This window comes from Haloterrigena gelatinilytica, from assembly GCF_013342145.1.
GTDB lineage: Archaea > Halobacteriota > Halobacteria > Halobacteriales > Natrialbaceae > Haloterrigena > Haloterrigena gelatinilytica.
This window is the reverse complement of the sequence record NZ_JABUQZ010000001.1, coordinates 4235088-4254615: the sequence shown is the minus strand read 5'-3', so window position 1 is coordinate 4254615 and position 19528 is coordinate 4235088. Positions and strand designations below refer to the sequence as shown.

Genomic DNA, 19528 nt, shown 5'->3' with positions numbered 1-19528 from the left:
GTGAATTGTATAGTGCGGAGCAGTGTGTGGCGGCAGGGAGGTCCGAAGTGTCTGCCCACCGTCAGTCTGTTAGGCTGCCGCGGTGTCGTACCCCGTCGGTCTGACGCAAACGCAGGGCGAATCCCCGTGCCCCGGGTACACTCAATTTCCTGATGCCGCCACCTGTTGCTCCGCAAAAAATATTGGTTATCGAACCGAGGATTGTATCCTCAGTTCCGTGTACGCCGAACCAGATCGCCGATCCATGATAGTATTCGCTGAAGAGCGGGACCGCTCCCGCATTTCGGGCAGTACAGTGGCGTATATGACCGTCGGTAAATGAAAAATGAAGCACCGCACGCCCGGCACTGATGATGCTCCGCCGGATACGGGTTGATACCGCTTCCCTGCTGCTCGATGACCATCTGGATCAAACCTCCTCCGTCCCGATCTCGATCCAACAGGTACCGTCAACCGAACAGTGGATCGGCGGCTCGACCGATTTGTCGTAGGTTTCCTGCACCCGTTCCGCGAACACGTTCGGTAAGGTCACTGGAGATCACCGTCTTCGTCGAACGGGTAGCCGCGGCGCTCGAACACGATCAGTATCCGAGTCGAATCCCGGTCGTGGGAGATCGCTGTGTCGACGGGCTGATACCCCTCGTCGTCCATCTCTTCCAGCACCTGATTTGCCTCGCTCTCGGTCTCCACGACCCGTACCCTGTGCATGTCGCTCACGTGTGATCACCTCCGTAGTCTTCATATTCGCCGTTACCAGCCTGTTCGTCTTCGCGATCGGCGTCTTGGATAATTTCGTCTCGCACACGATCAACCGTGATCGCTGCCGCTTTCGCGTCCTCTGCAACCTGCTCGGGGTCAGCAATAAGACAGCCTTGCAGATCGGTGTTCACCTTCATCCCCATCAATCCGTTCTCACCTTCTGTCAGACCGGCGTAGATGTGCGTCCCCATCTGAAAGAGGCCGTTATCCAGGATCTCGAACGTCAGCGTCTCTTCAGCGTGGGTGCCGATCAGAATATACGGCTTCTCGTCGTCTGCCATCTGATCGCGTTCGTGCTTCAAAAGCTCGATAAGTGCGTCGATAGTCCAGACTTCAGTTCCCATCTGCTTCACCCTCTCCAGTGTTCTGTCCGATCTTTTTTTCCAGCCGCTGTTTCTTGAGGACACCGAGCACCCGGACCGTGACTGTGTCGTCTTCCGACAGCGACAGGAGGTCCACGAGGAATTTTGGAAACGTGAACTGGGTGCTAACCGCCCGGTGCAGTGTCATCGGAACGTCCTCGATCTCGACCACAGCCGCTGAAACCTGGGAACCCGGTAAGTGCTTCTTCGGGATCTTCAGGTAGTAGCCGCGGCCCTTCCCACAGACCTCGACCTCGAGTTCGACCTGTTCCGGGTCGGCCACCGGAATCTTCCGGACATTGCTCACCGCGTATCACCCTCTCTTTCGTCTTCGTCGCCCCAGGTATCGCCGTAGGACGGTTGCTCTCGCCACGGCCGATGCACCTTGTACTGCAGACTGCTCATGATGTCGAGAGCGACGTCGAACCGTTCCATCGGTGTCAGCCCGAGGTCGTCCATCAGCTTGTTCACGCGGCGGACCGCAAGCTCGCGGCCACAGGCGTTTCCGAACTCCCGCTGTATCTTCTCCGCCTTCGTTTCCATATCGGCGGTCTCCTTGAGGATCGTCTCTAGGTCCTGGTCACGGTCGAACTCCTCGCCCTCGACCCGGACAAACCCGTCACCGACCTCCAGTTCAAGCGTATGGTACTCACTCATGGTTCGCTGACACCGTTTCCCGCAACTCGCGGAGTTCGTTTTCGTCCGTCAACCACAGCAAATCCGTCGGAACAGCGCCGTTGAAATGCTTCCGCAGATCGAAACTGTACTTCTCTGCGTTCTCACGGAGCTCTGCGATATTCCCGAGGCAGTAGTACACCCACTTCTCGTCTGCTGACGGCTTCGGCAAGTCCTCATGTTCGCGGATGTCTTCCTCGGAATTGCCGCGATAATACTTCCAGTGGTCCTTGTACCGGCCGTCGTCCGTTGTCTTCACGAACACATAGACCGACGTGATCGGGTCCTGTTTGGCCGTGATATCGTTGTACCACCGCTTCCGGTCCTCATCCTCAAGGTCACCCATGTCAATGATCTCCGCCTCCAGGCCGTCGAGCATAGTGTCGTGGAGCGCCTGCTTCGACCGATACGCTCGCTTTCGGAAGGAACGTGGGACATAGAGCGCATAGATGTCTTCTCCCTGTGACTCGAAGGCGTACATCGCGTCGATCGTGATCTCTTTCGAGATGCTGCCCTCGATGGTGAATCGGATGAGTTTGTCGTGGTCCGCGGTGATCGCTTCGATCATCCGCATAATATCTTCGTTCCGCTGGTCCTCAGCACCGGGTAGCTTCAGTTTCATCGTTACTCCCCCTCTGCGTCCTTCCGCAACTCTTCTACGCGTTGTTTCGCATCCTCCTGCTCGACCACACGAATCTTCCGTCTGCGGTCGTTGAAGCCATAGAAGTGGATATGGTCTTCATCTACCTTGATGCGGCCAACCGGTTCATCGTCGATGATGATTCGCGTGTTGAACCGGTAGATCGTCCGAGCCTTTATCGCATCCCAGTCGATTTCGTCAGCTATATTCGCAATTGCCTCGGCCGTAGCATAGGCTGCTGCATCTTCGAACGATTCGAACACTCGAGTCTCACTCAGCGCTATCACCCTCTGGATACAGTAGTGTCGAGAAGGCGTTTGCGAGCTCCGAGTCGCTGTTGAGCGTCCAGTACTGGTGGCCGGACACGACCTCGGCCGGTTCGATTATTCGCCGATCACGGAGTTCGTCGAACCGGTCGTAGAATGCTGGACGAGACACGTCAGCGGCCTTGGTGAGCTGTGACTTGTTGTAGAATACGGCCGGGTTCTCTAGCAGTACCCGCATGATGCGAGCGGTCACATCATCAAGGAACACCGATTCCTCACTCATGGAAATGTTAGCAGAGGATAACATTTATATAATTAATCCATGACATTCCAACCGCATTATACAGGACTTCCTACTCCATCACGTCCTCGACAAAGAACAGTAACGCCAGAGTTTTTACCGGCGCTCCGTCCGACTACTCCGGTTTGAACCGGTCCACGATCTCCTGATCAAACGCGGTCAACATATCGTCCTCCGTCAGGACACGGCATGCATCGTTCCGCAGCTCCTCCGCATCCGCGACGAAGAACACGGTCTCCCCTGTCTCAAACAACTCGAAGCGCTCAAACAGCTCACGTGGAACCGTCACCATCCGATTCTCAGTCACCATCTTCATACCGATCACGTCGCCTCGGTCCCCGAGCCAATCCTGGTCCCGGCCAATCAGGGCCTCGTCCCGCTCCTCATCAACCGCCCAGACTATTTGTTCACCCGGTGCTACCACCTCAACGGTCACCAGTTGCTGTGGGAACGTGAACCGGGTCCGCTCCGGTCGAATCGCGGCCGCCCCCAGCACGAAACGGTTTCCTGACACCATACACTGCTGTATACACCGCCCACACCTTAACCTATTAATCGGTCGGCGGTACCTGTCCAGATCGGCCACACGTGTGACGTCCGGTCAGAGGTCTTAGTGTCATCAGCTCCAACGTCATGAAAAAAGAAAGGCTGGCGGCCGCCTATTCTTCGATGACACGGTGGTTTTTGACCGCTCCACGCGGCCGGGCCGGCGGCTCCTCACCTTCTGGTTTCACTACATAGCCTTCGAACTCGTTATGCTGGAACCAGTCCACGTGCGTTATCGGATCCTGCTCGTTGTCCCACTTCGGTCGCCCTGTGTTCTCCACTGCGTCCAGGTCGAACACCGCATCACATTCGATGCACTTCACGTACCGGACCACGTCGTTCGCCCGGCACTCGTGCAGGGAGCCAACGACCTCCGGTTCCTGCGTCTCCGGGAGGCCATTAGTCACCGACGACACATACGATTGGGTTGCGCCGACGAGCTCCATGATCTCTTCCTGTGACCGGTCTGTCCGGTAGTGTAGCAGTTTGATCAGGTGTGCTTTGGACAGGTCCTCGATCGAAATATCGTCGGGGAGAACATCCGTGATGTCGTCAGTGACCTCGTCTTCCACCGACGTCTCCGAGGGGTCTTCCTCGATCGTTGTGAAGACGGTGTCGTTGAGCTGTTCGTCTTCGGCCGAGACCGGTGCAATCTCGTCGATCGCATCCTCGTCATCGGTGTCAGGGACTCCGCCGTCGTCACTGTGGCCGGTCGGAGCGTCCCCCATCCGACTTTTTCCTGTATCATCCTCGGCGGCGCTGTCTTCGCCGCCGGATGAGTCGGGCGGCGACCCCGCCAAAGGGGCATCATGCTCCTGGTCCTCTGTCGCCACTTCGTCTGGATGCTCGTCCAACAGGTGGGTATCGAGGGCAACAGCTGCCTCATCCGTGTCCTGAAACGCTTCGCTGTAATCGCAGTGCGGGCAGTCCGCCACGTAATCCGGGTGGACGGCACCAGCTCCCTCGGCGGTCTCGTCACTCCGTTCGGTATCGCTGTCAGTGTCCGTCTCCGGCCCGATATCCGGTTGTTCTCCATGGTAGTACAGATTCCGGTCAGACGTGCTGTTTGGATCCGGCATCGTCTCCAGTTCGAGATCTGCCTCTGGCAGGATTTGGTAGAGGTACGCCTTGTTACTGTCCGTGACCTCGTCCACATCTTTGTCGAACGCGATTGCCACAATCTCCTCTCGGGTGTACGCCGTGTTTTCCGCGACTTCTTCATCCAAGCGGGCGGCACGCCGCTCTAGTGCAGACAGCTCGTCGTCTCCACTCTTGTCGGCTTCCTCATTTGTGTCCCCGCTTTCCTGATCGGCTTCTACCGTGTCTTCGACCTCCTGCTCTCTGTTCTCGTCCTCACTCTCTCCGTTTGTTAGCGTCTCGCGCAGCTCTGTCGTGAGCGACTTGCCTAGACCGTTCAGAACATCGATCAGCAGGTCCAGAACATCCAGATCTGACACGGCTTCGCCCTTGTGGACCTGGTGGCCGTCGTATTCGTTGATCTCTGCATCACGATGTAAGAGGAGAACACAGTTGTCCGGCACCTCGACATCCGGCCCGTCCTCTGTGTCGACACGCTCTATGTGCTCAGTCATCGCTTTCAGCCTGCGAGGCCAGAACTGCCGCGTTTTCCACGGTTTTGCTTGGCCCGTTTCTTCGCCCGTTTGAGCTGCTCTGCTTTACTGAGCTGTTCCTTCGCGGTTTCTTCGTCCAGCTGTGCCGAGACTGCGCCATCCTCGACGGCTTCCTCGAGCGCTTCTGCGAACCAGTTCCCGAACTTGACAATGTCTTCGTCTTCGAGACACGACAGCTCCAGGAGGTGGGAGAACGCGATGAAATAGATTGTTTGCATGTTGTTGATCCCGCGTTTGGCCGCGAGCCGGCTCAGATCCTGCCCAAATCGTTGAACTGCCAGCAAGAGATCCTCGTGGAACTCGTCGTCGTCAAGGATCTCCTCCGGTAGTGCCTCGGTCTCATCCGGATCAATAACGTCCTCACTCATTAGTCTCGCCCCCAGCAGGTCGGATGTCGGTGACAGCACCGCCGCGTTGGAAGAACCGGCCGACGTCTTCCTGTTGCTGTGTATCGGTTTCGTTCTGGTAGACGGTGGCGTCGGTTAGGATCAGGTTGATGTGTTGGTCGAACGTGTGCAGCTTGCCCACGATGACACTGCCGTTGCGGCGGACGACTCTGACTGTGTCCCCGACGAATTCCCTGAGGAGATCGAATGGCTTATCGTATTTCTCAGTCATCGCTCTCTTCCTCATGGCCGAATTCCTCGAGAATCGCGTCGTGCCAGGATCGGTCGCCTTTTACTTGTTTGAGAAACTTGAACTCCTCATCCTCGAACGTCTCGCGTAAGTCTTTCACTGCGGGGTCTCCCCTCCAAACACCCTCTTCTCAACGAAATTTAAAACACTCACTCTGTGCGTGCCTCACGCACCTCCGACATATACCGCGATACGGTGTTCAGCAGCAAGGTAAGTCTGATTTCTATCCAAAATAGTTTAGCGCTTCTAGACCATACACTGTAGTAAGAAGTATAGATGAACGATTTCGTGCAGCTGCTTGGCTGGCTGTTAATTGGCCTCACCTTTATCGGGAGCTACCGGCTTGCTGCCTACCTTGCGCGGCCACGCTCCAGCCTCTACCCGCTCCTGATCGCCACTACGTTGACCGCCGTGTTCATCGTCATCGTCGACGTCGTCATCCTCGTCACCGGTCTTCTCGTCATCACGCTCCCAACCGTGTGGATACTCCGGAAACTCGGTGTCCACAACTACACCCTCCTCCCATCCCTCGACCGATTCCGAGACCGTGGCCTGGAGCTGCCACGGCCCAGCCTGCCCGGTACCAGCGATCGGGGTACCGCGATCAGCAACCGGGTTACCACAGTCCTGGACCGCGTCGACCGACTGCTCCACCGCCTCGAACACCTCGCCTTGGATCGATCACCAGAACCGGAGGACGACACCGTCTCCATCGAATTCGACGACGACCACTGGAACGACCATGGCTGACGCATCCACAGCCGGAGTCACCGGTCAGCAGATCATCGACCTCGTCGGCGGCATCATCCTGCTGGCCGCCGCCTACTTCGCAGTGATGTCGCGGCGAGCGGACCAACCGGAGTACCGACGAGCGTACAGCCGGGCCGTCTTCCAGTACACAGCGGTGTTCCTCGTGTTCGCGTACGCCATGTTCGTCCTGTTCCCCGGCAGCCGGGCGTGGCCCGTCCGGACCGGCGAACACCTGTGGCTGTTCTTCCAGCACATGGAGACCGTGCCAGGCCGGGCGAACGAGCAGCTGACCGATTACTATCGTGTCTTGCTTCGGCAGATCGGGTACGCGACCGGTGCAGGAACCGTGGTCATGCCCGGCCCGCTCGGCACGATCGAGGGAATGGTGCGGACCGTCGGCCTTGTCGTCTACACCGTCGTGTTCACCGTCGTCTCGCTGAGTGTGCAGATCCCGGCACGGATCACAGCCGCTGTCCACGACGCAGTCGGGTCCGCGGAGAATCAGTAGCTCCCGGCGGTGGGGTGAGTTAGTTGTGGAGCTGGCGATACGCCGGAACCGTGAGGAAGAGCGCCAGCACACTGACCGCCACGACCGCCCGGTATGTCTGCGCCGTCGGATGCCACGACTGGTACAGCATCAAGATCCACGCCGCTGCGCCAAGCGCCAACACTGCAGCTCCCGTCGCCACCACCACCCCGACACGACGCCTAGTCAACGTCACCACTGCTCCCAGCACCGCTGCGACACCTGCCACCACTGACACCGATGCCGCCCCGAGATCCTCCCAGAGCACGGAAGACGTTTCCCCGATCAGCAACCACCGCGACACAAGCTCCCAGCCCCGCGTCACACCCCAGTCCAACACCATCACGCCCAGTGTGATGCCGACGATCCCGTACAGCACCACCGGCAGTGACGGCACCACGCGGCCGGACACCGACACAACGCTGTTCTCCGCGTCCCCGTCCACGATTTCACCATACGATTTCCACGTCGCCGTGGCTGCGGCCGCCGCTACAGTCAGCAGGACGGCGGCGTCACCGAGGTCGCCGATGATTACGCCAGCGACCGCTGCAAACACGAGGAGGACGCTGAGGGTGACGGCCGGATCAACCACGTAGCCTTCCACCTGGTTGATGGCGGCCGCGAACGCGGCCCAGGCGGCCACGGCCAAGACAACCGCTATGAGCAGGTCGAAGACTCCGTCCCAGAACAACAGGATCCCTCCGGCTGCGATTAGGAAGACGCCGCCGAGCAAGAAGGACAGGATGGCGTACAGAATAGTCCATGGCCCCGGCTGATCTCGTGACCCGGTTCGGGGGGAGACCGGGATACGGTACCGCTGCTGGGTCCGTCCACGGTGTCCGTGCTCTCGCGCCATGTTACTTCTTCACACGCTAGTACCCTAGTTCTTGCGGGAATGGTTACGACCGTGACTGGTCGATTTGACTCGCCGGTCAAATATCGAACACCGGGTCGGCCACGCACCTACGTCCCAGAAACCGCACAGATCGTGTCGGAACCAGGATAACCGCTGTATCTCTCAGATGGGCTGAATGACGGGTCCCGATATACGCTCGAGAACTGGGTGGAGCCTACGAATCCGCTTCGACGTGTTCTTGGAACGCCTCCAGGGCATCGGACAGCGATCGATACTCCTCATCTCCTGTCAGTTCATCCCGATACAGTAGGTCGACGTCCTCGAGGAGGTCGACGGTAAACTCCATCGTCCCGGTCGACTCCGTGACGCGATACTCCATCGAGTGCAGCTGGAAGAACGTACCGTTTATCAGCAGGGCAACATCATCGAATTCCTCCGTATGTTCGCCCACCTCCATGGACTGTTCGAGTTCATTCCTCCGCTCGAGTAGGGTTTCGCCGCGTGGCTCTCGATCGGTTGTATAGAGCTGGCTGTTGGTCTGATTGAAGACGACTGGAACCTCTTCGCGTTCGGTATCCTCGTCATCATCCAGCCCTTCGACATCCATATCTAGGACCTCCAAATGCCGGTTTGTGATCTCGAGATTATTGTGGACGTACCGCAGCACGTCGACAGGAAGATCGGTATCGGGAATGAGCTGGCGGAGTGTGAGCAGTTCGACACCGGTTCCTTCCGCTCGCTCTATTGCGCCGCTTTGGAACCCTGACTTCGAGACGATCACTGCTTTGTCCGCATCACTTGGCTGGAAGTAGCCGTTTACACTGTCTACAACGCTCTGTGAGAGTGGACTGTCGTGGAATTTGCACTCGATGAGAACCGTGTACTCGTAATGGTCCGACTGATCCCAGACCACGACATCGATCTCCTTGGTGCCGCTGCCCGGAATCGGATAGTCGTACTCGGTTTCTACCCGTGTCTCCTCATCGGCGTGCAGACCCGCAACCAGCTTCTGATAAGACCGCCAATCGAGATCCGACAGTTCTCCCTCCTCGGAGCTCATACCCTCAAGTAATCGTGTGAGTCACCTTAACGGTTCTCAACGGAACCGCTGCGAACAGACTTTGGAGCCATGCTCACCTTCCTCGATCGGTCACCGCTACTCCTCACTCAGTGGTCTCCTCTGGTTCGCTGTCCACGACCTCGTTGTACTTCTCGGTCATCAACGCAGCCATCACCCGATATCGCTGTTCTGGCTGCATATCCCAGAAGATCTGCTTATACCGGTGCACCGACACCTCAGACACCCCCATCTGTTCGGCCAAATCTTTCTTGTTGTACAGTGGCGACAACGCCACGAACTGTTTCGCGTTCTCCGGTGTCAAACCATGATCTCGCAAAATCTGAGTAACCGATGCTATTATCATCACCTTGTGAAGTGCAGCGGGCCGGGCGTTACCCGGTCCACCGCTGGAGATCAGCCTGCCCCTGCTCATCGGCCGCTGAATCAGTATCTCCGTCGCTGTCCGCATCCTGATCCGCTTCTTCAAGCCGGTCACGGACCCGGCCACGATCCGTCAACGTCTGTCTACGCCAGAGTCTCATCACGCCCACCTCTCTCCCGTACATCTGTCTCAACCATCACGACCACCCGGCCAGTGTCCGTTGCGCCTCATGATCGGAACACCGTCCACCGTCAAGAACCTCCGTTCTGCATCCCTCTTCTTGACACTCTTCATACCGTTCGTTGAACTCTCTCAGTTCCTGTTCCTGATCCTCAGACAACGGTAAATACGAGCTCATATCATGCATCACCGTCCTGGATCATCTGCTCCAGTGCCTCGTCCAATGTTTCTGGTTCGTTGGTGAACGTGTCCAGTGTGGCCTGTTCGGTTTCCTGTAGGCCATGCTTCTCGATGAAGAAATCCGGATGATCCACGCGTCCTGGCACTGCCCCAATATGCATCTGCGGATTCCCGATGCCGAACGGTGGCGGTGTCATGAAATCAATCCGCTTCCCCATGACGAACACACGCTTCCGGCGCTGTGGCACACCATAGTTTGCGGCGTTCAAGATGTCCCATGTGACGTTGTACCCGCCTTGCCGGAACTCGTCGCATACCCGTTGGATAACCTTGCCATCCTCCATCGTCGCCAGTCCCGGCACGTTCTCCATTACGAAAAAGACGGGCTTCGCCTGATGTACGACCCTGACCATCTCCCGGTACAGTGCGTTCCGTTCATCGTCCGGATCACGGTTCCCAGACATGGAGAAGCCTTGGCACGGTGGTCCGCCGTAGACCGCCGTGGTACCGCCGATTCCCACGTTCGCCGCGTTGAGGATTTCAGATGTACCGATCTCCCGGATGTCTTCCTGGATGATCGTCGGCTCAGTGTAATCGTTGAAACAGTCCCTGTTCAGCCGTAGTGTGTCACACGCCTCTTGCTCGTACTCGACCATGACCCGGACATCGAACCCGGCCTGCGCAAATCCCAGATCGAAGCCACCCGCCCCGGAGAATAAGCTGACACCGATGGGTGGGTCACAGTGTCCGATCCGCTCTCGGAGGTCGTTCTCCTCTTGATACCAGAACTGCCCCATCGGACTGCTCCCCTCAAGCATCACTAGCCACCTCCGATGTCGACCGCTTCCCAGCCGATGCTGGCGGCCATGTAGTAGGTGCCGTTGATCTCCACGATATCGCCGACCGACATGCTGCGCTCACCGCGTACGTAGTCCGGTTCCCCGGATTCTATCAAGGCGTCGTAGCCGTGGTTCTGCGTTGCGTGCGTCACGGCCTCGTCCTCGCCCTCGATGTACGTCTCACAGCGTTCGCAGTACCGGAGAGTCAGGAACGCGTCAGATTCGCGGCCGCTGCCACGGTTCCACTCATGGAACACCTGTTCCGGCTTGTCGACCGCGACATCGATCACTTCCCGGTAGAGCTGATCGAACTCAGCCCGACCGAGGTGTTCCGGCGGATCTTCGATGTGGAGATTGTGGAACAGGTCGCTGGCGTCGGCGTGATCGCTGTTCGTCCGATCCCAGTTCAAGTAGTAAACGGTGGCCCATGGAATTACGCATCACCCGCGATCTCAAACGCGCTCCTATTACCGGATTCGCTTTCTTCGCTGTTTGAGCCGACGTTATTCGCCTTCTGCATGTAGTTCATGGATATCATCGTCTCACCCTGAAATGCGGTAGGCCGGGAGCAACCCGGCCCAGCGCCACTATTCATCACTCATCGTCATCCCTGTCTGCTCCGCGACGGCGCCCCCACCGGTCAAATTTGTCCGTGTTCGGCTTCTCGATACCCTTGGACTGCTGTTTCTTGATCGAGCGCAAACGCCGCTGCTGCCGTTTCTTCTGCGCTGCTGTCCGCCGTCGCGGCATCACTGCTCACCCTGTGGGGTCTGCTGGTTCAACTCGTGCAGTTTCTCCGCGAATTGCTCTGCTGTACCCCCAATCAACTCCACGACTTCGTGGAATCGTGGCTCGGACATGTCCTCGGTGATGAGTGGCTGGCAGAGTTCTCGTGCTTCCTTCAGTGCCACGTTACATCGGATGCTCCGATCGCGCGTCGATTCCATCACTTTCTGGTCGGTGCTGCCGTACACGTTCGGGTCTGCATCGGTGGCTACTATGTCTACGGAGCCGGGAACGATGTTCCGATGTTCGTCGTTCTGCTCGTACCGGAACCGGACTCCTGTACCTTCCTCGATCTCGGCTACGTCTTCGTCTTCGAACGTGGTGTACCGGTCGCCGTCCACGTACACGCCGTGCGGCTTGTTGTCGTTCTGGCTCGGGTGAAACTCGGTAACGACCCCGCTGACTTCGGTTCCCTGTTCGTCGTCGCTCATCGTTCTACACCTCTCAGCGAAATTACTGTCTCATACAGTTCGCGTTTTGCTTCTTCCGATAATTTCCTATCGGCTTCATCTGCTACCAAGGGTGGAACACTGTTGCGAACAAAATCACGATATGTTGGAGTCTGACCCATCAGACTACCACCTCATGTGCAGGAGAGGCGGAGGCGGCCTGTTCAGCCGCCTCCACGAATCCTTGCTGTTTCAGGTTGTCGTCCCACGTATTCAGTGCGAACGCTGTTGCGTCCACCAAGCCGTTCTCATCCCGGAGCCGGATGAATGGGTCTTGATGGTATTCAACGGCTACCCAGACCTGTGAGTCGAAGATGATCTCCGGGTCCCGCATCAGGTCGCCGTTCTGCTCATAGTAGTGAGCGACAGACAGCCGGTGCTCATTGATCTTTTTGATGATGAGCGGCATGAAGCCGTCTACTTCGAGTTTGATTTCGTAGCTAATCGGCATATCCTCCACGGAGTCGAACCCGTGGATTTCGAGGATTTCTTTGATTGACTGCATGTGCTGTTCACCTGTTGGGTTGATGATGTCATCTTAGATTTTTATATGTAAGTCATACTAACACGATGGATACAGGCGTTATCCTTGCCCAAAACCGAGCCTTTGGAAACCGGGGTTGCCCCTGAGATCATGCACAATTCATATCGGATGGTCGCTTGCTCTGTACTCCGAACGTTCGGATGTCGATATCCGGTGAACACCCGTGAATCCGGAGACCCACACATCCGATTCTACGAGAGACATACGTCCTTCTACTCAGCGTATAACCCTCCGTGTGCAAAGTGAAACACAACAACAGGCAAACAGAGACCATATGTTCTTCTACCTGACTACGTCTGGAAATCCATCCAGCCCAATCACACCTAATCGTACTCACTGAAAGAAAAACCAACCAGCCTCTTCCTTACTTCGGCAATCTCGCGGCCGACAGGCCGGGAGGAGTGCCACTGGGCGCAAGCGGATGGACGGGCAGCACCAACAATCGTAGTTACTGCCGGTCCGAAGCGCCGCGCCCCCTCACATCATAGCGTCCCGATCACGGACGGAACACCCCGCCCGGGTGTGCGGTCCGCAGGGACGCCCAATTACTCAAACGGTCTGCAGATTTCCTCCACTACTTGCCCCATCACCGTCATCTCGGCCACCATCAGCACATCGTTCCACGAATGATCACCTGTTCTTCATCCTGTTTCCGCTGCGTGTGTACCTTCGTCGGCCACTCCACCCACCGCGGCGTCTTCGCAATATGCTGCATCTTCTCGTTCAACTCCTCCAACAACTCGAAGCGCTCACTGCCGAGCTCCGCCTGCTTCATCAACGACTTCACCTCATGCTTGAGCTGGATGAACTGCCGCCGCGCATACAGCCACTTATTCACCCCCCGCCGCATCAACGTGATCCGCACAAACTCCTGCTCCTCCGAATCCAGACCGAATTCCTCCGCCAGATCCTGGACAACGAGCTCCGGATGATTCTGCTTACAGCACCAGATGCTCTCAGGATCAAACTCCGCAACATCCGCATCGTAGTGACCCGGAACATCCGGTCCTACCGTCTCATCCAGATAGAACCGCCGCGGCCGCCGCAACTGCCGATCATACGCCTCACTCATCACTCATCACCGACGATTTCTCGTGCCTTTTCTAACGCTTGATCCGAACTAGAGGTGCGTCCGCCTCGGACCAACGGATACTCCAAACCCTCCCACGGCAATCCCTCGTCCTTCTCCGGCGCCCTCTCACTCTCCGTCACCGGAACGCCATCAACCACGATATGGAACCCGTACCCGTTGGCCGCCTCAATCAACACGTCTCGGTCCTGTTGTAACGCTTTCTCCACGATCTCATCCAACCAGAGCCAATCATCACCGGACACGGCGCACCGCCTCCACAGCCTGTTCCCACTCCGGAAGAGCATCCGGAGGACTGTCACCACAGCACCCGCAGCATCCGTGCGTCGTCTTCGGATTCCACGGCACCGGATGGCCGATTCCATGCGGACAGAACAGCTCCATCCGCCCGGACGAATAACTCCAACCATCTGGCAGACCATCCACGTCGCTACTCGTCGGTACCACCCTCTTGCTCAATCGGCTTGTCGTTCGTGATCCGAATCCACGTCACCGATGTATCAGCATCATGCTCCGGTGCCAAATCATCCGCAGACGGCTCCACCTTCTCAACCTCATACCCGACCGTATGCAGCGGTAGCCGCGTCTCACCGTACTCGAGACCTAGCACCTCGATGATCTCCGGCTTCCGGCCACGCCGATCAATAAAAATAGGCTCTACCTGGTCCGCATCAGAGTTCACCGCCTTGATCTCCCGTACCAACTGCAGATAATCCGCTGTCAACTGCTCCAATGCCGCCCGGTACAACGGATTCCGCAACGACTCATAGTCCGCAATGTAGTCCTCGACATGAAACCGGATCTGCTCCGTATCCGTCGTCCAAAACGGGATATCCACAACCTGGAACCCGTTCCGGTACTGGTACAGCCCCGGATGCAGCCACTCACTGTACCCGTATCCGCCGAACGTTCCCATGACCCCATCCAAAAGCTCCGTAAGCTGCTCAAACACATAGCCGAATAACTGCTGGCGGCGCCGTACAAACTCCTTAACGTGCGCCGCTGCTTCCTCGTCCGGAACACCCTGTTTCTCCGCCTTATCGAACCCGTGATCGCACTCACAGCATACGTAATTGTGCTCCTCAGTATCAATCGCATCCCCATCAAACGCTAAATCGCTGGATCCACAGTCCGGACAAATACTTTCATGAATCGGGATTTCATCCACAGCTCTGAGTTCATCCACCTGCGAAAAACTGTACTTTTGACCATTGTACCTGACGTAGAAATCACTCTCATCAACATACTCTACCTCACCGATCTCATACTCCTCACGAAGCGCCTCCATCCGCCGATCATACCGCGGCTTCTCACTCTCAAAGAACTCGACGATCAACTCCTTGATCCGCTCCCGCCGCATCTCGACATCGACACCGGTTCGTATCACTTCTGTATAAGCTCGGTCCTTCTGCAGGCCTCGGCGATCCGCCAGTTTCTGCACCCATTCAGAATCAGCCTCAGATAACTGTGTATCTATTCGCATACATTATCAGAAACATAGATCTTTTTAACAGTAATCTCTGGTCCGAAGGGCCGAAACCGCGAACCCAAGACACACCACCCGTTCAACTGAACGTTGAACACCCCACGGTGCCGCAGAACCACCGCGGCACCAACACCCGGACTCGGCCACCCACGGAACACGACTCCGCAGCGGCCCTCGAGGACACTCACCGAACCGCAGAGCCGAACACCTCTCAAGCAAGCGACAACCACGTCCGTGCCGCGCCACCGATCGCCAACTACTGTCCGATCACTCACCCTCTTTCCACCCTTCTTCTCATCATTCATTCCATTCTCATTCTTCTCTCCTTTTCCATTCTCTCTATTCCTCTCTCCATCCTTTCTATTCGCTTCCGCACCGAAAACGTGAGCTGCTTAAAACTACTATAGGCGAACCTAAGGACGCAAAATCAGTGACGAAAACGATCGTACCCAAAAGACACCTTCAGAGAGGCCGAAAAACTATCTACCGACACCTCCGGACGCCATTTACTGCCATCTGTGAACGGCAGAGACAGAAACCGTCTCCCCGGTGAGACGCATTGACTCACCACTACTCACACCTCTCCTATCAGGTCACGTGTACTCTGACACCGGGACAAACGCGACCCGGTCTGGCACACCATCAAACGCCTCCTCGACAGCCGCTTCTATCCGACGCATGACATCATCATCCAGATACGCGACCTCCACGCGATCGACGTCGAAGTCCAAGCATTTCTCCACGTTCTCCACTTCGTGCTCCGGCGACCGAGCCACCTCGACTGCGACCGTCGTACCATCCCGAACACAGTACACGTCAATTCTGGATTTACCAACACTGAACTCGATCTCCACGTCGAACCCATCACCCTCGTAACACTGCTGGATCCGATGCTGCCAGTACCGATGCTCGATTCCCCGCCGTCCCGTCTCCACCACATCATACCCGCGCTCCTCCAACACCTCGCGGCCGTTCGGAGTGAGCTCAAGCATCTTCGGATTCCGGCCACGCCGTCCGGTCCGCACCTCGACTTCCCGCACCAGGTCCAATGTCAGCAGCTCCTCCTTCGCCGCCGACCCCGTCTTCTTCCCGACATCGATCGTACCATACCGGTCCGACAGCGACAGGAACGGGTCTTCGTTCACCGACGCAAGCAACGTCACTGCCACCTCACCGACGCCGTCACCAGTACCATCCTGCTCCCGTTCTGATTCCTTGGTATCGTCCAGCGTGGCCGCCACCTCAATGAACGCCCGCGGCCGCACACGCTCACACCACTCCAATTCGTCAAGCACCGGTCGCATCTCGTCCCGTATCTCCGGTTCCGTCATGGACTTGTCCAGCTGGTAGTCCGGCAACTCGACCGGGACCGGGTCACGGTCCGCCGCCCACAGCAACGACTCTCCTTTCTCCAATGTTCGTGTATAATCGGTCTCTTCGTCGTCCAGTCCAAACGTTTCTGCCATCTCTCGCGTGTCCTTGCCGGAGCCCAGCGACAGCCACAGCTTCGCGTTCGTATTCGCCTTTAACGAGTCGGACAGCTTTGACGGTTCGTGGTCGGCCACGATCAACGCCTCACCGAACTCACGGACCTGTCCCAGTAACTTCGTGACCGGCGGATTCGGCGCATCGATGTTGCGCTCCCGCTGCACATCGAACACGTGCTTTGCCTCGTCAAACAGGACAACGTGCCGCAACTCCTGGCGCTGACTTTGTGCCATCCGATAGTAGAAGATCCACGTCAGTAACGCCTCGACCACGAACACCTGCACATCCTCGATCGGTTCCTGCAGTTCGATCACCACGTTTTGGTCCAGGAACTCCGCAAACGGATAGCTCCGACTGCAGTCGAATACTTCCCCGGAGAACCCGGTCATCCCGGTCAACCGGTTATCCACCCGCTCCTTATACCGGTACCGTGGACTGGCATACGGAATCTCGTCCGCTCTGACGAGTTCCAGCAGTTCGAACAAGGACGGCCACTCACCCGCCTCTGTCTCGTACAGATCGTACAGCTGGCGGAGTTTCCGGATGAAGTAACCCCGAGACGCCACGAGAAGGCTCATCGCGTGTGTCCATGTATCAGCCATGACTTCCGCCCAGTGATTGGTGCGGATGCCGGGCGGCGGCTGTAACGGATTGAATTTCAGGTCCTGCCAGTTCACCACCAAGAGATCGCGATGGCCGGCCAGGTGCCGGTAGTCGTTCTTGAAATCGAAGACAAGAACCGGCAAGTCGTGGACGATGCACTCGTCGATCACGTTGTAGAACAGGGTCGTCTTCCCGGCCCCTGTTCGTCCCACGACCAGCATATGCTCGTTCAGCTCCTCGAGTGTGAGGCCGACGGGATCACCTGCCGGATCTGTCCCGATCCGGAACCTGCCGCCGTACTGTTCGAACGGGTACTCCCAGTCGAACCGGGCGGCCTCCGCCTCCAATTGCTTCACTTGCTTCTCGTACCGCTGGTAGAACCGGTCGTACCGCTCCCGGTTGATCGCACACGCCCGCAGCACCTTCTGGATCGTCTCCGGTGATTCGCCGACCAGCTCCATCATCTCCTTCAACTCCTCAAGGTCGGACTGGGACGGTCGCTCACTGTCAGTCATCGTTGAGCACGATCGTCACCGATCCCGTCTGCTCCAATTCCCGTACCTCGTCAGGTGTCAACAGGATCGGTGCACCCACTACCTCTCCGTTCTTTCCACGCCACACATCCAGCTTGTGCCCACGGCGCTGTTCCGCTGATTGATTCCCTGACATCACACCGTGGCGCTACGGAAACCGGACGCGTAAGGTGAACGCGGCCTGTCACACATCGCCACACCGGTCAGCACCGTGACTGATGATTACAGATTTAGCTCACGGATGCAGTCGAGGTAGGCCTCCTTCGCCGTCTCTCGATCGACCCGCGTGTACACGTCCATTGCCTCGCTGTCCTTGTCTCCACGCAGGTAGCGGAGGATGTGGTCTTTCATCCCTGCGTTCCGCATCTCCGTGGTGAACACCGTCCGATACGTATGCGGCGTGAACTTCTTCTCAAAGCGATGTTCGTCCTCTTCCATCACACTGGCCTTGACGGCTGCCTCCCGGATCCGGCGCCGCACCTGCTCCCGGCTCAAATGCTCGCCGCGGATACTCGGGAACACGTACTCCGTGTCCCGGCCCTTCCATACCAGTCGATACCGCTCCAACGCATCCCGTGTCTCCGTATCGATCGGGAACACCGTCGTCGCCTTCCCCTTCCGATTCCGGAACCGGATAAACCCGTCATCCAGCAAAAGATCGTCCTGCTCCAACGTCACGACCTCCGACACCCGGGCACCGGTCTTCGCCATCACGATCGCCACCAGCTTGAGCCGAGGCTCCTGCAGCCCGTGAACGATCGCCCGCCCGTTCTCCCACGTCGCACAGTCCGGTCGGTCACGCACCCGCTTGGGTAACTCCTCGAGCACGACCGCCGCCGGATTGCCCGTGATCTCCGCGTACCGCGGCCGTTTCATCGCCCAGCTATAAAACGCGGACAGTGATTCCAGGTACCGGCGTTTCGTATTTTGCGACAGGTCCCGCCGCGTTAACGCACTCAGGTACTGTTCGATGTGCCGCACCGTTACCTCGCCCGGTTCAAGTTCCGGGAACTCGTCGTGGAAGAACTTCTGTAACGTCCGACTATACTCGTTCAACGTTCGCGGCGACCGGCCCAGATCCCGCTTCCGTTCAAGGAACTCGTTCACCTCGCTACACCGGTTCTCGAACACGGTCTCGTACCACTCATCGCCCACAGATCACGCACCTCCGCTGTCCGTGTCGGCATCGGTCAGTTTCCAGCCCCAGCCCGGTTCGTACTCGACCCGGTCCTGCGCCGCCAAGATGTACAACTGATCCTCCACCCGCTTCCGAACCAACCCATCCAACGCACCGGACTCCATGATCCGCTGGAGCAGCTCGTCCAACGGCGTATACGTCTCCTCAAGGTATCGCTCCACGAACTCCGGATCGTCCACGTGCTCGCGGCCACCCTGCTTCTGCCGCTCCCGATCTACCTGCTGTTCGAGCCGGTCGACCTCCGCCTCCAATTGCTCGATCCGGTCCTCGCTGCTGTGATCGGCAAACACACCGTGTTTGCGGTACGCCCGTGCCTCCTGGATCAACGTGTACAGGTACTTCGTCCGGCTGCTGAACCCTTCCTCAGCAGCCTCCTCCTTCCACAGGTCACGCTCCATTTTCGAACAGGACAGCACGATCCGCGTTGTGCCCTCCCCGAGGTTGGCGCGATCCTCCCAGGACTCCTGGTCATACGCTGCCGGCTGATCACCCGTCATGTTGAAGAGGCGTTCGCGCGTAGAAAGGGTAATTGATCTGTGGTGATACAGACCTCGGTGTAGCGGTCACACCTGTGACGGTCTGTGCGGTCTGTGTGTTTTGATATCAGTTCTACGTCATATGAGTGCCGAGGCCACTTCTCCGACGCGGGAAACCTGCATCGATACTCGTGAACCGCACGTCGCTTGTGGCGTGCATAAAGTACCTCGAGTGGATGCCAGAGTCGACCCCGTGTTCTCACGGGAGTCAGTTACTACCGAGCTC

The 19528-nt window shown here is 57.7% G+C and carries 27 protein-coding genes; 2 read left to right on the top strand and 25 right to left on the bottom strand.

Going from position 1 to position 19528, the window contains the following annotated elements:
* Positions 1–528: 528 nt before the first annotated feature.
* The 12 genes from HTZ84_RS21040 to HTZ84_RS23075 all read right to left on the bottom strand — a co-directional run bounded on the left by HTZ84_RS21040 (position 529) and on the right by HTZ84_RS23075 (position 5916).
* Complete coding sequence (locus HTZ84_RS21040) at positions 529–717, bottom strand: hypothetical protein (RefSeq protein WP_174682462.1); 189 nt, start codon at positions 715–717, stop codon at positions 529–531.
* Entirely contained in the window at positions 714–1103 is a 390-nt protein-coding gene (locus HTZ84_RS21035; RefSeq protein ID WP_174682461.1) for a hypothetical protein, read from the bottom strand. The genes HTZ84_RS21040 and HTZ84_RS21035 overlap by 4 nt, the downstream gene beginning before the upstream one ends.
* Complete coding sequence (locus HTZ84_RS21030; protein WP_174682460.1) at positions 1093–1428, bottom strand: hypothetical protein; 336 nt, start codon at positions 1426–1428, stop codon at positions 1093–1095. Before HTZ84_RS21030 ends, HTZ84_RS21035 begins: the two co-directional genes overlap by 11 nt.
* The gene (locus tag HTZ84_RS21025; protein WP_174682459.1) at positions 1425–1778 is read right to left on the bottom strand and encodes a hypothetical protein; all 354 of its coding nucleotides are present in this window, start codon (positions 1776–1778) and stop codon (positions 1425–1427) included. Before HTZ84_RS21025 ends, HTZ84_RS21030 begins: the two co-directional genes overlap by 4 nt.
* Positions 1771–2418: a hypothetical protein gene (locus HTZ84_RS21020; protein ID WP_174682458.1), complete on the bottom strand. Its 648-nt coding sequence runs from the start codon at positions 2416–2418 to the stop codon at positions 1771–1773. The genes HTZ84_RS21025 and HTZ84_RS21020 overlap by 8 nt, the downstream gene beginning before the upstream one ends.
* A 2-nt stretch (positions 2419–2420) precedes the next feature.
* Positions 2421–2699, bottom strand: coding sequence for a hypothetical protein (locus HTZ84_RS21015; RefSeq protein ID WP_174682457.1), 279 nt, complete (start codon positions 2697–2699; stop codon positions 2421–2423).
* A 7-nt stretch (positions 2700–2706) separates the two neighbouring features.
* A complete protein-coding gene (locus HTZ84_RS21010; protein ID WP_174682456.1) occupies positions 2707–2985 on the bottom strand; it encodes a helix-turn-helix domain-containing protein in 279 nt (92 codons plus the stop codon).
* 133 nt (positions 2986–3118) lie between these two features.
* Positions 3119–3589: a hypothetical protein gene (locus HTZ84_RS21005; protein ID WP_174682455.1), complete on the bottom strand. Its 471-nt coding sequence runs from the start codon at positions 3587–3589 to the stop codon at positions 3119–3121.
* A gap of 73 nt (positions 3590–3662) precedes the next feature.
* Complete coding sequence (locus HTZ84_RS21000; protein WP_174682454.1) at positions 3663–5141, bottom strand: hypothetical protein; 1479 nt, start codon at positions 5139–5141, stop codon at positions 3663–3665.
* A gap of 5 nt (positions 5142–5146) precedes the next feature.
* Positions 5147–5548: a hypothetical protein gene (locus tag HTZ84_RS20995; protein ID WP_174682453.1), complete on the bottom strand. Its 402-nt coding sequence runs from the start codon at positions 5546–5548 to the stop codon at positions 5147–5149.
* Positions 5541–5798 carry an LSM domain-containing protein gene (locus HTZ84_RS20990; protein WP_174682452.1) on the bottom strand — a complete coding sequence of 86 codons (258 nt, stop codon included), beginning with the start codon at positions 5796–5798 and terminating at the stop codon, positions 5541–5543. The genes HTZ84_RS20995 and HTZ84_RS20990 overlap by 8 nt, the downstream gene beginning before the upstream one ends.
* The gene (locus HTZ84_RS23075; RefSeq protein ID WP_256403278.1) at positions 5791–5916 is read right to left on the bottom strand and encodes a hypothetical protein; all 126 of its coding nucleotides are present in this window, start codon (positions 5914–5916) and stop codon (positions 5791–5793) included. The genes HTZ84_RS20990 and HTZ84_RS23075 overlap by 8 nt, the downstream gene beginning before the upstream one ends.
* A 176-nt stretch (positions 5917–6092) precedes the next feature.
* Here HTZ84_RS23075 and HTZ84_RS20985 point away from each other — a divergent pair, with 176 nt between their 5' ends.
* Both HTZ84_RS20985 and HTZ84_RS20980 read left to right on the top strand, forming a co-directional pair.
* Entirely contained in the window at positions 6093–6566 is a 474-nt protein-coding gene (locus HTZ84_RS20985; protein ID WP_174682451.1) for a hypothetical protein, read from the top strand.
* A complete protein-coding gene (locus HTZ84_RS20980; RefSeq protein WP_174682450.1) occupies positions 6559–7074 on the top strand; it encodes a hypothetical protein in 516 nt (171 codons plus the stop codon). The genes HTZ84_RS20985 and HTZ84_RS20980 overlap by 8 nt, the downstream gene beginning before the upstream one ends.
* 19 nt (positions 7075–7093) lie before the next feature.
* On the opposite strand, the gene HTZ84_RS20975 is transcribed toward HTZ84_RS20980, so the two are convergent.
* The 13 genes from HTZ84_RS20975 to HTZ84_RS20915 all read right to left on the bottom strand — a co-directional run bounded on the left by HTZ84_RS20975 (position 7094) and on the right by HTZ84_RS20915 (position 19263).
* Complete coding sequence (locus HTZ84_RS20975; RefSeq protein WP_174682449.1) at positions 7094–7783, bottom strand: hypothetical protein; 690 nt, start codon at positions 7781–7783, stop codon at positions 7094–7096.
* Between the two features lie 379 nt (positions 7784–8162).
* Positions 8163–9008: a restriction endonuclease gene (locus HTZ84_RS20970; RefSeq protein WP_174682448.1), complete on the bottom strand. Its 846-nt coding sequence runs from the start codon at positions 9006–9008 to the stop codon at positions 8163–8165.
* 103 nt (positions 9009–9111) lie between these two features.
* On the bottom strand, positions 9112–9504 hold the full coding sequence (locus HTZ84_RS20965) for a hypothetical protein (RefSeq protein ID WP_174682447.1): 393 nt from the start codon (positions 9502–9504) through the stop codon (positions 9112–9114).
* 245 nt (positions 9505–9749) lie between these two features.
* The gene (locus tag HTZ84_RS20960; protein ID WP_174682446.1) at positions 9750–10568 is read right to left on the bottom strand and encodes a DNA cytosine methyltransferase; all 819 of its coding nucleotides are present in this window, start codon (positions 10566–10568) and stop codon (positions 9750–9752) included.
* A 2-nt stretch (positions 10569–10570) separates the two neighbouring features.
* A complete protein-coding gene (locus HTZ84_RS20955) occupies positions 10571–10999 on the bottom strand; it encodes a hypothetical protein (RefSeq protein WP_174682445.1) in 429 nt (142 codons plus the stop codon).
* 339 nt (positions 11000–11338) lie between these two features.
* Complete coding sequence (locus tag HTZ84_RS20950) at positions 11339–11806, bottom strand: hypothetical protein (protein WP_174682444.1); 468 nt, start codon at positions 11804–11806, stop codon at positions 11339–11341.
* A gap of 139 nt (positions 11807–11945) precedes the next feature.
* Positions 11946–12329: a DUF6908 domain-containing protein gene (locus HTZ84_RS20945; protein ID WP_174682443.1), complete on the bottom strand. Its 384-nt coding sequence runs from the start codon at positions 12327–12329 to the stop codon at positions 11946–11948.
* 646 nt (positions 12330–12975) lie between these two features.
* Entirely contained in the window at positions 12976–13440 is a 465-nt protein-coding gene (locus HTZ84_RS20940) for a hypothetical protein (protein WP_174682442.1), read from the bottom strand.
* Positions 13440–13703, bottom strand: a complete 264-nt coding sequence (locus HTZ84_RS20935; RefSeq protein WP_174682441.1) for a hypothetical protein — start codon at positions 13701–13703, stop codon at positions 13440–13442. The genes HTZ84_RS20940 and HTZ84_RS20935 overlap by 1 nt, the downstream gene beginning before the upstream one ends.
* Positions 13704–13888: 185 nt before the next feature.
* Positions 13889–14941, bottom strand: a complete 1053-nt coding sequence (locus HTZ84_RS20930) for a hypothetical protein (RefSeq protein WP_174682440.1) — start codon at positions 14939–14941, stop codon at positions 13889–13891.
* Positions 14942–15537: 596 nt separating this feature from the next.
* Positions 15538–17550, bottom strand: coding sequence for an ATP-binding protein (locus tag HTZ84_RS20925; protein ID WP_174682439.1), 2013 nt, complete (start codon positions 17548–17550; stop codon positions 15538–15540).
* A gap of 240 nt (positions 17551–17790) precedes the next feature.
* A complete protein-coding gene (locus HTZ84_RS20920) occupies positions 17791–18723 on the bottom strand; it encodes a tyrosine-type recombinase/integrase (RefSeq protein WP_174682438.1) in 933 nt (310 codons plus the stop codon).
* A gap of 3 nt (positions 18724–18726) precedes the next feature.
* A complete protein-coding gene (locus HTZ84_RS20915) occupies positions 18727–19263 on the bottom strand; it encodes a hypothetical protein (RefSeq protein WP_174682437.1) in 537 nt (178 codons plus the stop codon).
* Between the last annotated feature and the right edge of the window lie 265 nt (positions 19264–19528).

Bases quoted from the DNA above. Each gene is read 5' to 3' on its own strand.
- HTZ84_RS20930 (WP_174682440.1), bottom strand. From the start codon at position 14,941: ATGCGAATAGATACACAGTTATCTGAGGCTGATTCTGAATGGGTGCAG.
- HTZ84_RS20995 (WP_174682453.1), bottom strand. From the start codon at position 5,548: ATGAGTGAGGACGTTATTGATCCGGATGAGACCGAGGCACTACCGGAG.
- HTZ84_RS20985 (WP_174682451.1), top strand. From the start codon at position 6,093: ATGAACGATTTCGTGCAGCTGCTTGGCTGGCTGTTAATTGGCCTCACC.
- HTZ84_RS20950 (WP_174682444.1), bottom strand. From the start codon at position 11,806: ATGAGCGACGACGAACAGGGAACCGAAGTCAGCGGGGTCGTTACCGAG.
- HTZ84_RS20980 (WP_174682450.1), top strand. From the start codon at position 6,559: ATGGCTGACGCATCCACAGCCGGAGTCACCGGTCAGCAGATCATCGAC.
- HTZ84_RS20925 (WP_174682439.1), bottom strand. From the start codon at position 17,550: ATGACTGACAGTGAGCGACCGTCCCAGTCCGACCTTGAGGAGTTGAAG.
- HTZ84_RS21025 (WP_174682459.1), bottom strand. From the start codon at position 1,778: ATGAGTGAGTACCATACGCTTGAACTGGAGGTCGGTGACGGGTTTGTC.
- HTZ84_RS21035 (WP_174682461.1), bottom strand. From the start codon at position 1,103: ATGGGAACTGAAGTCTGGACTATCGACGCACTTATCGAGCTTTTGAAG.
- HTZ84_RS20945 (WP_174682443.1), bottom strand. From the start codon at position 12,329: ATGCAGTCAATCAAAGAAATCCTCGAAATCCACGGGTTCGACTCCGTG.
- HTZ84_RS20970 (WP_174682448.1), bottom strand. From the start codon at position 9,008: ATGAGCTCCGAGGAGGGAGAACTGTCGGATCTCGATTGGCGGTCTTAT.
- HTZ84_RS20960 (WP_174682446.1), bottom strand. From the start codon at position 10,568: ATGCTTGAGGGGAGCAGTCCGATGGGGCAGTTCTGGTATCAAGAGGAG.
- HTZ84_RS20990 (WP_174682452.1), bottom strand. From the start codon at position 5,798: ATGACTGAGAAATACGATAAGCCATTCGATCTCCTCAGGGAATTCGTC.
- HTZ84_RS21000 (WP_174682454.1), bottom strand. From the start codon at position 5,141: ATGACTGAGCACATAGAGCGTGTCGACACAGAGGACGGGCCGGATGTC.
- HTZ84_RS20915 (WP_174682437.1), bottom strand. From the start codon at position 19,263: ATGACGGGTGATCAGCCGGCAGCGTATGACCAGGAGTCCTGGGAGGAT.
- HTZ84_RS21020 (WP_174682458.1), bottom strand. From the start codon at position 2,418: ATGAAACTGAAGCTACCCGGTGCTGAGGACCAGCGGAACGAAGATATT.
- HTZ84_RS20940 (WP_174682442.1), bottom strand. From the start codon at position 13,440: ATGAGTGAGGCGTATGATCGGCAGTTGCGGCGGCCGCGGCGGTTCTAT.
- HTZ84_RS21010 (WP_174682456.1), bottom strand. From the start codon at position 2,985: ATGAGTGAGGAATCGGTGTTCCTTGATGATGTGACCGCTCGCATCATG.